At 69.2% G+C, this 16,047-nt stretch carries 9 protein-coding genes; 6 read left to right on the plus strand and 3 right to left on the minus strand.

The features are described 5' to 3' along the window. Window positions 1-91 precede the first annotated feature (91 nt). Window positions 92-1,117 carry a fatty acid desaturase gene (locus IE262_RS36945; RefSeq protein WP_134039712.1) on the minus strand — a complete coding sequence of 342 codons (1,026 nt, stop codon included), beginning with the start codon at window positions 1,115-1,117 and terminating at the stop codon, window positions 92-94. Between the two features lie 696 nt (window positions 1,118-1,813). On the opposite strand from IE262_RS36945, the gene IE262_RS36950 reads away from it, so the two are divergent. The 6 genes from IE262_RS36950 to IE262_RS36975 all read left to right on the plus strand — a co-directional run bounded on the left by IE262_RS36950 (window position 1,814) and on the right by IE262_RS36975 (window position 8,575). Next, window positions 1,814-2,791 carry a fatty acid desaturase family protein gene (locus tag IE262_RS36950; RefSeq protein WP_229877905.1) on the plus strand — a complete coding sequence of 326 codons (978 nt, stop codon included), beginning with the start codon at window positions 1,814-1,816 and terminating at the stop codon, window positions 2,789-2,791. Between the two features lie 50 nt (window positions 2,792-2,841). Next, complete coding sequence (locus IE262_RS36955) at window positions 2,842-3,045, plus strand: MbtH family protein (RefSeq protein ID WP_189879927.1); 204 nt, start codon at window positions 2,842-2,844, stop codon at window positions 3,043-3,045. Between the two features lie 105 nt (window positions 3,046-3,150). After that, complete coding sequence (locus IE262_RS36960) at window positions 3,151-4,164, plus strand: amidinotransferase (RefSeq protein ID WP_229877907.1); 1,014 nt, start codon at window positions 3,151-3,153, stop codon at window positions 4,162-4,164. Between the two features lie 100 nt (window positions 4,165-4,264). Next, window positions 4,265-7,441: a non-ribosomal peptide synthetase gene (locus IE262_RS36965; RefSeq protein WP_189879931.1), complete on the plus strand. Its 3,177-nt coding sequence runs from the start codon at window positions 4,265-4,267 to the stop codon at window positions 7,439-7,441. Window positions 7,442-7,443: 2 nt separating this feature from the next. Continuing rightward, window positions 7,444-7,698, plus strand: coding sequence for an MbtH family protein (locus IE262_RS36970; protein ID WP_134039708.1), 255 nt, complete (start codon window positions 7,444-7,446; stop codon window positions 7,696-7,698). A gap of 28 nt (window positions 7,699-7,726) precedes the next feature. After that, window positions 7,727-8,575, plus strand: coding sequence for a thioesterase II family protein (locus IE262_RS36975; RefSeq protein WP_189879933.1), 849 nt, complete (start codon window positions 7,727-7,729; stop codon window positions 8,573-8,575). A gap of 29 nt (window positions 8,576-8,604) precedes the next feature. Here the strand turns inward: IE262_RS36975 and IE262_RS36980 are convergent, their stop codons facing one another. Further along, complete coding sequence (locus IE262_RS36980) at window positions 8,605-10,191, minus strand: amino acid adenylation domain-containing protein (protein ID WP_189879935.1); 1,587 nt, start codon at window positions 10,189-10,191, stop codon at window positions 8,605-8,607. 99 nt (window positions 10,192-10,290) lie between these two features. Beyond that, entirely contained in the window at window positions 10,291-16,029 is a 5,739-nt protein-coding gene (locus IE262_RS36985) for a type I polyketide synthase (protein WP_189879936.1), read from the minus strand. Between the last annotated feature and the right edge of the window lie 18 nt (window positions 16,030-16,047).

The following is a 16,047-nucleotide window of genomic DNA, read 5'->3' on the forward strand; positions in this document are numbered from 1 at the left end:
TCGTGAGTAGTGCATGGGCGTCGACGTCGATCTCCCGTCGGGGTGACCGCGCCGGCCGAGCAGACGACGATCGAGACACCGTCCCGGACGCTCACGTTTCAGGCAGCGGGGTGCTCGGGACCGCTCCCGCGGTGCCGCGGCCGTCGGACGGCAGGGACCAGTAGATCTGTCCCATCCCGCCGAGCACGCCGTCCAGGCGGGGCAGCGCCGCGTACACCGGGTCGCTGCGCAGGATCGCGTCGACCTCCCGCAGCCGCCACATCGGTGTCCGTGGGAACAGGTGGTGGACGAGGTGGAAGCCCTCGCCGTCCTTCTCCCCGAGCAGGAAGCGCGTCCCGAGGCCGTACACCCGGTTCCAGGACATGTAGATGTCCATGCGCGGTGCGGTCTCGATCAGCGGGAAGTGCTCCATGAGTTCGGCGACGGCGCCGATCCACACCTGCGTGGTGATCAGCGGCACGAACCAGAGCAGCAGAAGCCAGGTCCACCAACCGCCGAGCACCGCCCACGCGAGCACCGCGGTGAGGACGGCGACCCGCAGCCACCGCTCGGACGTCTGCTCGCCCTTGGCCACGATCCGGTGCCGCAGCAGGTAGAGGATGTACGAGGCGGTGGCACGTGGGCTCAGGGCCGTCCACAGATACCGTCGCAACGCGGCCCGGCTGAGGTTGTCTCCGCATAGTGCGTTGTCCTGGTACTGCTGGTAGTCGGGGTCTCGGTCCGGATCGCCCAGCCGGCCGTGGTGCTCACCGAGGTGCGAGGCCCGGTAGCCGGTGAAGCTCTGGAGCACCGGGTATCCGCCGAACAGCGCCCCGATGACGTTGCCGGCGCGGTAGTGCGCCATGAACGCGCGATGGGTGGCCATGTGCAGTACTCCGGCGAGGGCCCGCTGGCGCCCGCCGATGAAGAACACCGCGACGATGTAGACCAGGACGGCAGCCCAGAGCGGGGCACGCTGAATCGCCAGCACGGACGCCGCGCACCACACGGAGATCCATAGCCAGTGTTCGACGACTTCGAGTGGTCCGTGCCAGTTGTCCGGACGCGACGCGGCACGAACCGCCGCGAGGATGTCCGGTGAGAACCGGTACCGTTCGGCGCGATCAACGCTGGCCACAGTCTTGTCCCTCCCACTGCGAATCCTGAACGCGGAGATTCCACCAGCACTGCGCCACGATCTGGTTACCGGCGATGCGCTTGCTGTCCCAACGGAGATGGACCGCCACTCCACAATGCCGGCGACCAACTCGGCTTCGCTCCACCAGATGGAAATGGGCACTGTCGACGGCGGTTGGGGAGGTGGCGTTTATCGGTGCCCCCAGGAGGACCTGAGCCTCCAGCCATCCCCTCAACATGGATGGCCAACAGTATTTTCCGTCGGGAATTGCACTGTCAAGAGGTGTTGCATGGCCGGTGGTTGTCCGTGCGGAGTCAGCGGCCTGCGGCGACTCACACCGCCCTCACCGCAGGCACCGGACGACAAGGCTCCGATTAACTAATGACTGTGAGGAGATGCTGAACTCCAAACGAGGTCTTGACCTCCTCACAACCGACGCTGTTGAATGCGGTGTTGCGTTTGCATGTCGACTTCCAGCACGAGACCTGGCCAATTCAAGAGAACACTGGGCCTGATCAGGTCACTGCGCGGGAAACAGGACGTCATCTACGGGGGCGGCGACTTGACCGTACACGCCAAATCAGTAACCGAAGCCATGGGAAGCTCTGCGAAGCCTCGCGATCGGGGCGCGTCGCGCGGCCGGATTATCCGACCCTATGCATTTCAGCGCACATGACAAGCAGAGGTGTCAGTCTCATGGAAACTCGCCAGCCCCGGGTGTTCCGCCACAGCCCTATCGACGCCGTTCTGGTTCTGTTCAGCATCACTCAGTTCGCGGTGACGATCTCACTCGCCACGACTGACCCCACCGGGCTGTGGCCGCGATTAGGGTCGTTCGCGCTCGTGACTTTCCTGGTGACGTACAGCGTGATCATCGTGTCGCATCTGTTCGTGCACAAGCCCTGGTTCGTCTCGCCGCGCCTCAACGCGGTGATGTCGCTGATCAACTCGGCGAACATCGCGCAGTCGGTTCAGGCGTACCACCTGAGCCATGTGCGCAACCACCACCGCTACAACAACGACCGCAAGGGCGCGGACGGCACAACACGCGATGTGTCCTCCACCTTTCGCCACAGCCGAGACGACGGACACGCGCCGCTGTGGCGATACCTGGTCTTCAGCCTCGCCGGATCGGTCCGCGAGTTCCTCGGTACGTTCGCCGCCCTGCGGCGGGGCTGCCGGGTCGGTGCGGACGAGACGCTGTTGCAGGAACTCGCCACCCGGAACCCCGAGCGACGCAAGGGCGAACTGCGCCAGGTGCAGGCCGACCGCCTCACTCACATCGCGCTGATCGCACTGCTCGCCGTGCTGTCCTGGCAGTGGCTCCTGATCTGTTACCTGCCCGCGATAGCCGCGGCCTTCACACTGGTCAACGTGCAGAACTACTACCGGCACTACGGCGCCCACCCCGAGAGCCGGTACGCGAACTCGGTCAGCCACTACGGCCGCGTCTACAACTGGCTGACCTTCAACGACGGCTACCACCAGGAGCACCACCTGCGCCCGACCACGCACTGGAGCCGGCTGCCACGCGTCGCCGAGCAGTACGGCGAGTCGTTCGGCGAGGAGGGGCGCGTCGTGTCGCCGGTCCCCGCGATGGTCGGGTTCCTGGACGTCCACCGCGTAGCCGTGACACCGGTCAAGCGGACGCCTGGCGAGTCTGAGGCACGTTGACCGACAGCCGGCGGTGGGGCCTGCCCCGCCGCCGACGACGGAAGGCAGTCATGACCGAGGCCGACGACCTCTACACCATCGTGCGCAACCATGAGCACCAGTACTCGATCTGGCCTGCGGGGCGAGAGATCCCCGCAGGCTGGGAGCCGGTCGGTGACCCGGCCGCGCGGTCCGCATGCCTGGACCGGATCGGCGAGCTCTGGACGGACATGCGTCCGGCAAGCCTGCGCGTGCTCATGGACCAAGGGGCCTGAGATGCCCCCTTGACACCGACCAGAAGAGGACGCGAAGTGAGTGAGTCAGAGGCCTCGGCCGAGTGCCCGGTCAGCTCCTACAACGAGTGGGATCCACTGGAGGAAGTGATCGTCGGCATTGTCGACGGTGCGCACTTCCCTCCGTGGCATGTCGCGGTCGGTGCACCGCTCTCACCGGAGCAGCAGGCCGTGTTTCAGGAACGCGCCGGGCAGCCGTTCCCCGCCGACCGCATCGCGGCCGCGCGCGACGAACTCGACCAGCTGGTCGACATCCTGGCCGGCGAAGGAGTCAAGGTACGTCGGCCCGAGCCGCGGGACCACGGACAGTCCTACGGTGCGCCAGGCTGGTCGAGCACGGGCCTGTACGACGCGATGCCCCGGGACCTGCTGCTGGTCGTCGGCGACGACGTCATCGAGGCGCCGATGGCCTGGCGTTCGCGCTACCACGCGGCGTCGGCCTACCGGCCGCTCCTCAAGGAGTACTTCCAGCAGGGAGCCCGATGGAGCTCGCCGCCCAAGCCCGAGCTGCCCGACGAGCTGTACGTCGCCGGCTGGACGGAGCAACCGGAAGGGGAGCCGTTCCGCTCGGTGATCACCGAGTTCGAGCCCACTTTTGATGCGGCCGACTTCATCCGGTGCGGCCGCGACATCTTCGCCCAACGCAGCCATGTCACCAACGCGATGGGCATCGAATGGGTCCGCCGGCACCTGGGCGATGCGTACCAGGTGCATGAGCTGACCCTGGCCGACGGCCACCCCATGCACATCGACGCGAGCCTGATGCCGCTGGCGCCGGGCAAGCTGCTGATCCAGCCGGACCGCGTGCCGAAGACGCCGGAGATCTTCAAGGACTGGGAAGTGCGCACGGCACCGCAGCCGGTGATTCCCGACGGCCACCCGCTGTACATGACCAGCAAGTGGATCAACATGAACGTGCTCATGATCGACGAGGAGAGGATGGTCGTGGAGGCTCAGGACGAGCCGATGCGGCGCCTCGCCGAGAGCTGGGGAATGGCCGCGATCCCGTGCCCGTTCCGGAATTTCAACAGCTTCGGCGGTTCCTTCCACTGTGCAACGGTCGATGTGCGACGGCGCGGCGAGCTACGTTCCTATTTCTGACCGTGGAATCGGGGTACCGGTGGCGAGCCGTCCCGGTTTTCACGGCCTTCTTCGTGCGCATGGACAAACCCGTACCGTTGAGTCCGGAGGTAGGAGATTCATGCCCGGTCCCTGCGTTCATCACCTGGTCGAGGCGCAGGCTTCGCTGACACCCGATGCCGTCGCGGTCGTCGGGGAAGGCGGCACCCTCACCTACCGCGAACTCGACGAACGGGCCAACCAACTCGCCCATCTGCTGGCCGCGAGCGGCATTCGGCCCGAGCGCCTGGTCGGTGTCGTCATGGGGCCGTCGCCACATCTGCTGGTCACGATGCTGGCGGTGTGGAAGGCCGGCGGTGTGTACATGCCCGTCGACCCGTCACTCCCCCGCGGCGTCGCCGAGGCGATGCTCACTGATGCCGGAGCCGGCCTCCTCGTCCACCACGGATCGGCGGCCGCCGTCGCTCCCTCCGGCGTACCCACGGTGGACCTGGACCACGTTGACCTGTCCGGCCGGCCGAAAACCGCTCCGGCGCCCGCCATCGACCCGTCCAACCTCGCCTATTGCGTTTTCACCTCGGGCTCCACCGGCAAGCCCAAGCCCGTCGCCGTCGCGCACGCCAGCCTCGCCAACCACGCTGTGTCCCTCCGGGACGAGCTCAAGCTGGGGCCCAGCGACCGGGTCCTGCAGTTCACGGCGATTGCCATCGACGCCGCGCTGGAAGAGATCCTGCCCGCGTGGGTCGCCGGGGCGGCTGTCGTCATGCCCGATCAACGCCACTTCACCAGCCTGGAGTTCACCGACCTCATCGACCGTTTCGCGGTGACCACGGTGAGCCTGCCCAGCGCCTACTGGCATCAGTGGGTGGACGATCTGACAGCCGGACTGGTCCGCCTGCCGGACTGCGTGCGCATCGTGTTCATCGGTGGCGACAAGATTCTCGTCGACAAGCTCGCCGCCTGGTCACGGATCCCTGGAGCGGAGTCCATCGACTGGGTCTCCGACTACGGGCCGACGGAAGCCACCATCAGCGTGGCGCTGCACCGTCCGGACCACGGCGACCTGTCCGGCCGCGACCGCTCCGACTACGCGCTGGTGCCCATCGGTCGCCCGTTCGCGAAGGCCGTGGTCCACATCCTCGACAGTGATCTGCGGCCGGTGCCCGACGGCACGCCCGGAGACATCTGGCTCGCCGGCCCGCCGCTGGCCCGTGGCTACCTTGCCGACCCGGCTGCCACCGCTGATCGCTTTCTTCCCGATCCCCAGGGCCCACCCGGCGCACGCATGTACCGCACCGGCGACCGCGGCAGCCGGCAGAGCGACGGCACCCTCCATTTCCTCGGACGCTCCGACCGCCAGGTCAAGGTCCGCGGGCACCGCGTCGAGCCCGGTCAGGTGGAGAGCGCCATGCATCGCTGCGCCGGCGTCAGGGACGTGGTCGTCATCGCCATGGAGGATCCGCCTTTCGGATCCCGTCTCGTCGCCTACGTGGAGGCCGAGGACGGAGTGTCCGAGGCGGCGATCCGCGCCGACGTCGCCGGCCGGCTGCCCCAGGCCATGGTGCCCCACACCATCATGCTGCTGGATCGCATCCCGCGTTCGCCGCTGAACGGCAAAGTGGCCCGCTCGCTCCTGCCGCCGGTCGCGCCGACCCGAGCCGACCGCACCGGCCAAGCGGGGACGACGACGCTGGAGCGCGTCGTCGCCACCCTCGTCGGCGACGTGCTCGACGGGCCGCCCAGCCACCGCGACGAGGACTTCTTCGCGGCCGGAGGCGACTCACTGCGGGGTCTGCAACTGCTCAGCCGGGTCGCCGAGGTGACGGGCGTGGCGCTGTCGTTCGCACAGCTGCGGGCAGCTCCGCACGTGGCCGGGATCGCGGCCCTGGTGAAGCAGGCCCACGAGCGCGGCGCGTCGGACGGGGCGGTCGTACCGTCGCACGAGCACGGCGACCGGTGCCTCGCCTCGCGCGGGCAACAGGCCCTGTGGTTCCTGGACCGTGTGCATCGAGGCGCGCCCACCTACGCGGTACCGGTCGGCTACCGGATCAGGGGTCCACTCGACCTTGGTCGCCTGGACGCCGCGCTGACCGAGATCGTGGCCCGTCATGAGGCGCTGCGTACCGTGCTTGAGGAGCAGAACGGCAAGGTGTGGCAGCGGATCCAGCCCGCACGTCCGGTGCGTACGGCGGTGTCCGTCGTCGCCGACGCCGACGAGGCGGCCCTCCGGGCCGAGGAGGAGGCCGGGCGCCCGTTCGATCTGACCACTGGCCCGCTGCTGCGGTCGGCCTGCTACCGCATCGGCGCCGAGGAGCACCTGTGGCTGCTCAACGTGCATCACGCGGTGTTCGACGCCTGGTCGCTGGCCGTGTTCTGGCGTGAGTTCGCCGCGCTCTACACCGGTCGGCCGCTGCCCGAGCCGACCACCCAGTACGCCGACTACTCCGCCTGGCAGGAGCGCTGGCTGCGTGGGGCGGAAGCGGACGGTCAGCGGGCCTACTGGCGCGCACGGCTCGCCGGGGACCTGCCGACCATCGAACTGGGATCCCCGCGCCGATCGGGGGGACGACTCGGCACCGAGGGGTTCGCCGTCCAACTGCCGCCCGACGCCGTCGATCCGACCGCTGTCGAGCGCGTCGCCCGCGCCTGCGGGACCACCACGTTCGCCGTGCTGCTCGCGGCCTTCTTCGCGGCTCTGCGCCGAACGGGCGGCGTCGACGAGGTGGTGGTCGGGGTACCGGTGGCCTGCCGGAACCGGCCGGGCACCGAGGATCTGATCGGTTACCTGGTCAACACGGTCCCGCTGCGGATGCGCTTCACCGAAGGCATGCGCTTCCCTGAGCTGATCGCGCGCACCAACGAGGCTCTGGCGGAGGCACTGACCCACCAGGAGCTGCCGCTGGCCGACGTGGTGGAAGGCCTGCCGCGGCGCGGCGGGCAGCACCCGCTGTTCCACGCGATGTTCGCGCTGCAGTCCACTCCGCTGGACAGCGGCGGCGCCATCGAAGGTCTTGACATCACCGAGCAGTTCATCCACCAACGTACCGCGAAGACCGCGCTGACCTGGACTGTTCGGCAGCACGCCGCCGGGCTGGCCGGCGAGGTCGAGTATGCCGCGGACCGGTTCGACCGGACCTCGGCACGAAGCTGGCAGCACACTCTGCTGACACTGCTCACAGGCGGCCTGGCCGATCCCGACGCGCTGATCGACGAGTTGCCGTTTCCGACCGGCGAACAGGCTGCTGAGCTCGCGGCAGCCGTCGACGGCGGCTCCGACTCAACATCAGGAGGCTCGTGAACATGCCGGTCGATGGATCCTTCGGTGAAGACGACAGCGAGGCGGATGTCGTCTACGACGTGGTGGTCAACCACGAGGAGCAGTACTCGATCTGGCCCGTGGGCCGGCCCGTTCCGGCGGGATGGACGGCAGTGGGTTTCCAGGGTTCGAAGTCCCAGGTGCTGGACCACATAGAGACGGTGTGGACCGATATCACGCCCTTGAGTGTGCGCCAGGCCCTCGCCCGGACCCCGAGCCGGCGGCGGCCCTCCGCTTGAGCGTCATCATGTGCTGCGGAGTGGCCGGATGAACGGCGAACGTGGCCTCGCGCCCCGTGTTTCCTTCAGGGGCTTCCGCAAAGGCGCGGGCGGGGCGGACGGAGCGGTTCCGCCGAGCCGGACGGTGTACTGCGTACCGGCTGCCGGCACGGGGGCGCGCAGCTTCCTGGTGCCCTTCGCACGCTCACCGCTGCGCGAGAATCTGCGGGTGGTGCAGTTGCCGGGTCGCGAGGATCGGCTCGACGAACCCTGCCTTGACGACATCAGGGAGATGGCCGCGCTCATCGCCGACGCCATCGCCGAGGAGGGAGTCGACGACTACGCCCTGTACGGGCACAGCTTCGGAGCCCTGGTGACGCTGGAGACGGCGCGAAGGCTGGATCGGATGCACGCCCCGGCTCCGGCGCTGCTGGCGGTCGCGGCCTGCGCCGCTCCGCACCTGCCGCAGGCCGTGCGTTTCGATGAGATGGAACCCATGGAGGTCGCCGAGGCGCTCCGCAACCTCGGAGGCCTGAACTTCAGCGGTCCGCTCGGCGACAAGGTGGCGGCTGTCGTGTTGCCCTCGCTGAGCGCGGACTGCCGCGCCAGCACCCGGTATCTCGATGCCTTCGGGCAAGGAAAGATCACGTCCCCGATTCTGGCGCAGGGCGGTGTGCTGGATCCGGCGGTCACGATGGCGAAGGTCGCGGCCTGGTGCGACTACACGGATTCCGGTTTCGCGGCGCGGGCATACGCCGGCGGACACTTCTTCCCGCTGGAGTCGGACCTCCCGCTGCGGGCCGTCGTCGACTGGGACCGGAACCAGGCCGCTGGCAGCGGACCAGTGAGGGATCACCCGGGCTACGGTCCAGACGGGCCGCGAACACCGGCGCCGTGAGCGCGCGTTCCCCCACTCTGCGTCCCTCGTCAGCTGGTGGACGTGGCGCCATGGGTCGAACGCGCCGGCTGTCCCGTCTTCCGGTGGGAGAACAGCGCTGTCACGGCCGCCCGGTCGAGCTTTCCCGATGGCGTGAGGGGCAGCCGATCGACCGTCAGGTACATCCGCGGCACCATGTAGTCAGGGAGGGAGGTCGTCAGCAGCTCCTTGACCGACCGGGCGAGTGCGTCGGAAGACGCAGCATCCACACCCACCATGCAGGCGGCCAGCGCCGGCCCCAGAGCGGTGTCCACGACACAGACTGCGGCGTCGCGTACGTCGGGGTGCGAGCCGAGGACGGTCTCGATCTCACGCAGCTCGATCCGGAAACCACGGATCTTGACCTGATCGTCGTCGCGGCCCAGGTATTCGAGCTCGCCGTCGGGCAGCCGCCGTACGAGGTCTCCCGTGCGATAGCAGCGGACCATTGCGGAGTCCGGTCCCACCCGTAAGTCGGCGAACCGCTCTTTGGTGAGGTCGTCGCGGTGGAGATATCCGACGGACACGCTCGCACCGGACAGCCACAGCTCCCCCGCCGTGCCGTCCGTCACCGGCATTCGCTCGGCGGTGAGAATGTGGGCGCCGACGTGCGGGAGCGGATGGCCGATGGGCGAGGCGGAGCCCGACCGGAGCGTCTCGGCGTCGAGCACCTTGAACGTGGAGTGCACCGTGTTCTCGGTGATCCCGTACATGTTGACCATCTCCGGGCCGCACGGTCCGGCTCCAGCGACGAAATCCCTGATGACATCGAGGTTCACGCTTTCGCCGCCGAGGACGACGTAGCGCAGCGGGAGCTGCGGATGACCGTTCTCGGCGTGTGCCTGGGCGGTGTAGCGGAAGACGGACGGCACCTGGTTCAGGACGGTGATCCGCTGCTCTTGAAGGAAGTCCATGAGGTCGGCGGAGAGCACGACAGTACGCCACGGGACCATGACCGCGGTCGCGCCGGTCGCCAGCGCGCCCCAGAGCTCCCAGACGGAGAAGTCGAAGCACAGGGAGTGGAAGATCGCCCATCGGTCGTCAGCCGTGAGGGCGAAGAGGGGCAGGGCTGCGTCCAGCAGCGCGAGAACGTTGCCGTGCGTGATCACACATCCCTTGGGCCTGCCCGTCGAGCCGCTGGTGTAGATGACGTAGGCCGCGCTGTCAGCGGACGGCGACGGCGCGGTTCCGGGGCTGCCGGTGGACTCGGGATCGGCTTCCGGCGCCGCCGGGTCGATGAGGCGACGGTCCGAGAGCCCGATGCGCTCGGCGGTGGAGCGCGCTCCGACGATGCGGGAGAGCCGGGAGTCCTCGGCGATGAACTGGGTTCTCTCCCGCGGATAGCCGGGGTCCAAGGGTACGTAGGCGGCGCCGCGCTTGAGGATCGCGAGCAGCCAGACGACCGTCTCCGCGTCCCGTTCGACCAGCAGCCCGGTCAGGTCACCCGGGCGCACGCCTGCCGCGGCGAGACGGTCGGCGGCCAGGTCTGCGGCCCGGTCCAGGTCGGCATAGCTCAGTCGTACGCCGTCCGCGAGCAGGGCGGTCGCGTCGGGGGTCTCGGACACCCGCGAGCACAGGAGTTCGACCAGAGATTCCATTGTCCACCTGTCGTGTTTCGGAAGCGGGGCTCAGTTCCCGACGGTGAGGCGTGTGGGCTGCACCTTGCGTGTGGGCTCCGCCTTCCTCGCCGGCCTCGCTCACCGTCGACGCAGTTCTTCGAGCGGCGCGGCGGGGGTGGAGAGGACCTGCTGGACCCGGTCTGCCAGTTGGGACGTCAGCGGTGCGAGGTCGCTGTCTTCGGAGATCTCGGAGATCATCTCGACGCTGTCGCCGTGTTCTTCGATGGTCACGGTCGCGGGCCACGGCATGTTCTCGCGCGGCAACACCATCGGTGAGGCGGTGGCGCCGAACATCGGGCTGGAGCCCTGAACCTCGTAGTTGAAGGCGATGAGGCCGGTCGGCAGCCGGCGGTACCGCTTGTGTTGCAGTACGCGGTACAGGCCGGAGGTGATCTCCGAGCTGTCCAGGATCTGCGCCTGGACAGCTTTCGCCACGTCGATCAGGGTGCTGTCGTCGGGGAGGTCGACGATCACGGGCAGTACGTCCACGCAGAAGCCCATGAGCGGCTTGTCCGTGTGGCGGGGCTGTCCGGTCTGATGGGCCATCATGAGGGACTGCGGGGCGCCCGTGAGCAGCGACGACGCCACCGCCAGCGTCGCCAGGGCCGCGGTGTGCCTCGTGCATCCGCCGGCCCGCGCCACGTCGCGCAGGCCCGCGGAGCTCTCCGGGGGAAGGGGGTCCACGCGCCTGACGGGTTTCCAGGGCCCCGCGCCCTCCAACAGCCGGGCCGACCCCCAGACCGCGTCGAGCCGGGCCCGCCAGAGGGTGTCGTTCGCCTCGAACCGTGCGTCCTCGTCCCCGCGCTTCCACCGCGCGTACTCAAGGAAGCTGGCCGGTTCGGGCAGGGCGTCACCCGCCTCACCGCCCAGGTAGCAGGCGGACAGCTCCGACCAGAGGACCTCGAACGACCAACCGTCGACGACCGCGTGCGGCACGGTGGCCTGGAGGAACGCGGCATCGTCCGTCTGGACGAGGTGGAACCGGAACAGCGAGGGCACGGACATGTCCGCAGGTCTGAGGGCGAACCGGTGGAGAAGTGCCTCCACGTCGCCCGGCGACGCGTCGCTCAGGGTGCTGACCGTGATTCTCGGAACGGCGTGTGCGAGGCAGTTCTGGGATTCGCCGTTCTCGTCCAGTCCCGTCCGCATCACCTCATGCCGCTCTGCTACCCGCTGGACAGCGCGCCGCAGCCTCTCCGCGTCCAGGGTGCCCTCGATGCGCAGCGCCTCGGACATCTGGTAGGACTGGCCGAGCTCACCGCCCAACTCGGCGGCCAACCACAACAGTTTCTGGCCATCGGTCATCGGGGCCTCGCCGACGACCTCCGACGGCGACGGCTTGGGCGCGGGAGCCGGTACGCGCGGCGCGCGGGTCTTCTCCCACAGGCCCCGCGAGGCGACTTCCGCCGCGGTTTCGGCCACGGCGTCCACGATGCGGGTGCAGTCCGCCTCGGTGTGCGCGGCGCTGAGGAAGCAGGTGCGCCCTTCCCACACGTAGATGCCGCGGTTGAGGAGGCCGAGGAAGAACATGTCCTCGGCCAGCGGGGAGCCGTCGACGTTGATGCGGAAGAGAGAGGAGAAGTGCTCGACTTCGAGGGGGTATCCGTTGGCGGAGGCGTGGGAGTTGATCCTCCTGGCCAGGTCGGCGGTCCGGTCTGCCAGCGAGATCTGCAGTCGAGGCGAATGCTTCTTGAGATGCCAGATCATCTGCTGCGCCACCGCCATGGTCAGCGGGTGTTTGCTGAACGTTCCGGCGAACACCATGCTCGGCCGTTGCGGGAACCCGACATCGCCCTCCCGCCAGCGCCCGCCGTCGATGGGCGCCATGAACTCCGCGTCACCCGCGATGACCCCGATGGGCGTGCCTCCGCCGATCACCTTGCCGTAGGTCACCAGGTCTGGACGGACACCGAAGTACGCGGCCGCCCCGCCGGGGTGGCACCGGAAGCCGGTGATGATCTCGTCGAAGACGAGAGCGGTGCCGTGTGCGCGGGTGAGCGCGCGGAGCTGGTGCAGCAGTTCGACAGGCTGATACCCGGGGCGTCGGCTTTGGACCGGTTCGACCAGCACCGCGGCCAGTTGGTCTCCGTAGGACTCCAGGACGGGGAGCGCGGAGTCGTCGTACGGCAGGACGATGACGTCCTGGACCATCGAGGCCGGCGTACCCCGGCCGAGGGGTGTCGTCTCGCCGCGCTCACCGCCGGCCCGGGGCGCGACCAGCACGCCGTCGAACGTGCCGTGGTAGGACCCGGAGAACTGCGCTACGAGTTTCCTCCCGGTCCTGGCGCGCGCCGCGCGCACGGCGCCCATCACCGCCTCGGTCCCCGAAGAGGTGAAGGCGACTCGGTCGACGCCGGTCAGCGACGCGATGCCGCGGGCGACGTCGCCGGCCGTGGACGACTGCGGGCCGATCAGGAGGTCGGAGGCGTCGAACGTGCGCAGGGCCGCCGTGAGCGGCTCCGACGCGTGTCCCAGCATGATGACGCCGAAGCCCATGCACAGGTCGAGGAACTCCTGCCCGTCGACGTCGGTGAAGCGGGCGCCCTCGCCCCGGGCCCCGACCACCGGGTAGCTCGCCTCGCGGCGTCCTTTGCGGGAGGAGATCAGGTTTCGCTGGTCCGCGAGTGCGAACCGGTCTTCCTCGGTGATGCGCTTGGACACCGTGGTCCGCCGCGCCCAGTCGGTCTCGGCCTGGAGTGGATCGGTGCCGTCGGCGGTGACGCCCTGCTCGGACCGCCGGGGAGCAGGGATGGCGAGGGGCGCGGCAGGCGGTTCCGGCACGGTGGCGAGGGCGGCGGGTTCTTCGGGTGTCCGGAGCGGCTCCGTGCCCACGGCGGCGACGGGCGCCGTCCGGCCGCTCGGCGGTACGACGCCGTTGAGGTACTCGCTCACGCCGTCACACGAATCCAGGTCGAAGAACAGCAGTCGTACGTCGATGTCGGTCCGGAACTCCGCCGACAGGGCGTCCGCGAGCTGGATGAGCAGGAACGAGTCGTATCCGAGCTCGATGAAGGAGGCGCCGGGTTCCACCTCCTGCGGTGTGCACCCCACGAGTTTCGCGACGATCCGCCGGACCCCGGCATGGACCCTCGCCGCGTCGGCGGGCGACAGGGCCGGCGTCGGAGCTTCCGCCGGGATACGGTCCTCGGCCGCAGGGTTCGGCCGGCCGGAACCGGGAGTCGGCTGCGCTTCCGTCTGCATGGGCGGCCGCTCCTTCTGAGCACTGCGGTCGAACGCGTAGGTGGGAGCGTGCACGAGCGTCGTGGGTGCGTCCGAGTCGCTCCCCCGGCCGGTCTCGGCGGTCGTCACCGCGACCGCGTCCTGGCCGGCCGACCACGCGGACGCCAACAGCCGGGCTTGGGAGAACGCGTCGTAGCCCGCCTGCTTGCCGGTGGTCATGGCCAGCGCGTCGGCGCCGAACACCTCCCTGACGAACGGCGTGACACCGGCTTCGGAGTCCAGGACATGGGCAAGATCCGTATCGTGCGCACGGAGCCTGTGCACGGCGTCGCCGAAACGGACCGTCCGGACCAGATGGCTCGCCCAGAAGCCGGGATCACGGGCCGTCTCCTCGTCCAGCCAGTCGCCCGTCGTCGGTGACATCAGCCGGAGACTCGGCGGCCGTAGGTCGACCTGGGACCAAGTCGCCGTGTACTCCGCGACGGCGTCTTTCAGGACCGCGCTGTGGTAGGGATGCGCGACAGGGACCCGGACGCCGGCGATGCCGTCGCCGCGCAGTCGAGCGGCGATCGCGTCGATGGCGGCCGTCTCACCGCTGAGCATGCAGTCCCTGCCGCCGGGCACGATCGCCAGCGACACCCCGGCGCCGAGGTACGGGGTGACGGACGCCTCCGAGAGACGAACGCGGATCATCCCGCCCGCCGGGGTGCCCTTCACGATCCGGGCCCGCTCCGACAGGATCGCGGCAGCCTCGGTCAGGTCGAACACGCCGGCGACCACGCCAGCGGCGACCTCGCCCAGGCTGAAACCGCACAGTGACTGGGGCTGCAGGCCGCCGGCGAGCAGCGACCTTGCGATCGTCACGGACTGCACGAGCACCGCGAGTTCGGCGAGTCGTGGTTCGGGCGCGGTCTCGGACGCCCCGGTGAGGAGCCCTCGCACCAGCGGCCGGTCCTCGGCCGGCAGACACTGAAGCGCCTGGGAGAGCAGGTCCGCGAATCCGTCGATCTCGGCCTCGGCCGCCGTCAGATCTCCCGCCGGCCTTCCTTGGCCTGGGAAGACGAGGGCGCTGTTGTGGTTCCGCTGCGCGAGCCGGCTGCCGGTTCGCCAAGCGGTGACCTCCTCGTGTCGCCTGGCGACGACTATCGCCTCTCGGTGCGGAAGGACGCGCCGGCCCGTCCTCAACGTGTGGGCGAGGCTCCGCAGACGATGCGGATTCCGCGCGGCGAACTCCGCCACGCGGTCGGCGGTGTCCTCGACGCTGCGGCGGGAGGCGGCGGTGACCGGCAGGACGCAGACATGCTCGCGCGGTTCGTCGGCCGTTGCAGCGACCGGCGCCTGCTCAAGTACGACGTGCGCGTTGGTTCCGCCGATGCCCATCGAACTCACTCCGGCCCGCCGCGGCCTCTCGTCGTCTTCCCACACGCTGCGGCTGTCGGGCACGAAGAGCCGGTCGCTCGCCGGTTTGATGCGCGGATTGAGTTCCACGAAGTTCGCGACCGGGGGAATCCGGCCGTGGGTGATGACGAGTGCGGCCTTGATGAGGCCGACGATGCCCGCGGCGGCGCCGAGATGGCCGACGTTCGCCTTGGTCGCGCCGATGGCGCACCGCACACCGTCTGCGCCCAGGGAACGTTCGATGGCCGCCCATTCGACGACGTCTCCGATCGCGGTGGCGGTTCCGTGCGCCTCCAGGTAGCCGATGTCGCGCTTGTCCACCCCCGCGGCGGCCAGCGCGGCACCGATGACCAGGCTCTGCTGGTGCACACTCGGCGCCGTGAAGCCCATCTTCCGGTTGCCGTCGTTATTGGTCGCGCTGCCGCGGATGACGGCGTGGACGGCGTCACCGTCGGCGAGCGCCTGGTCCAGACGCTTGATGACCACCGCGCCCGCGCCACTCCCGGTGATGGTGCCGCCGGCGGCGCTGTCGAACGGTCGGCAGTAGCCGTCGGCGGACCAGACGCTCCCCTCCTGGTGGTAGTAGCCCACCCGGTGAGGGAGCTCGATGTTCACGCCGCCGGCCACGGCCATGTCGGACTCGCCGGAGAGCACGCTCTGACTCGCGAGGTGCACAGCGACGAGGGAGCTGGAGCACGCGGTCTGGACGGTCAGGCACGGCCCACGCAGGTCGAGCGGGTAGGCGATCCTTGTGGCCAGAAAATCGTTGTCGAGGAGCGCCGTCCAGTTGATCGCTTCCGACAACTTGAGCGGCCTCGCGGTGTCCCCGTACTGAGCGTCCCCGATGCGCCGCACGACCGAGATCGGCGAGGCACCCCCTCCGGCGGCGAACAGCCCGATGTTCCTGGGATACCGCAGCGGGTCGCAGCCGGCGTCCTCCAGCGCCTCAAGCACGACTTCCATCATGACGCGGTGGTTGAGGTTGATGCCGTTGGCCTCGCCGGCGCTGAGACCGAACGCGGCGCTGTCGAACTCGTCGTATCCGTCCAGGGGCGCGGCCACGGGCACGTAGCTGTTGCGCACGGCCGGGTCGAGGCTGACTCCCTCGCGTCGGCGGTCCTGCTCGCCGACCTCCACCATGCCCGTCGCACCGGCCTCGACGTTGGCCCACAGTGACCGGTAGTCGGCCGCACCCGGAACCCTGCATGCCATGCCCACGATGGCCAACGGCTCTTGCATCTCTGCTCCTCACTCGAA

Origin of the sequence: Streptomyces bluensis (assembly GCF_014650715.1) — a bacterium.
GTDB classification, from domain to species: domain Bacteria; phylum Actinomycetota; class Actinomycetes; order Streptomycetales; family Streptomycetaceae; genus Streptomyces; species Streptomyces bluensis.

Coding starts and splice junctions, on each gene's coding strand:
- IE262_RS36950 (WP_229877905.1), top strand. CDS start 1,814: ATGGAAACTCGCCAGCCCCGGGTGTTCCGCCACAGCCCTATCGACGCC.
- IE262_RS36955 (WP_189879927.1), top strand. CDS start 2,842: ATGACCGAGGCCGACGACCTCTACACCATCGTGCGCAACCATGAGCAC.
- IE262_RS36965 (WP_189879931.1), top strand. CDS start 4,265: ATGCCCGGTCCCTGCGTTCATCACCTGGTCGAGGCGCAGGCTTCGCTG.
- IE262_RS36970 (WP_134039708.1), top strand. CDS start 7,444: ATGCCGGTCGATGGATCCTTCGGTGAAGACGACAGCGAGGCGGATGTC.
- IE262_RS36975 (WP_189879933.1), top strand. CDS start 7,727: ATGAACGGCGAACGTGGCCTCGCGCCCCGTGTTTCCTTCAGGGGCTTC.
- IE262_RS36980 (WP_189879935.1), bottom strand. CDS start 10,191: ATGGAATCTCTGGTCGAACTCCTGTGCTCGCGGGTGTCCGAGACCCCC.
- IE262_RS36985 (WP_189879936.1), bottom strand. CDS start 16,029: ATGCAAGAGCCGTTGGCCATCGTGGGCATGGCATGCAGGGTTCCGGGT.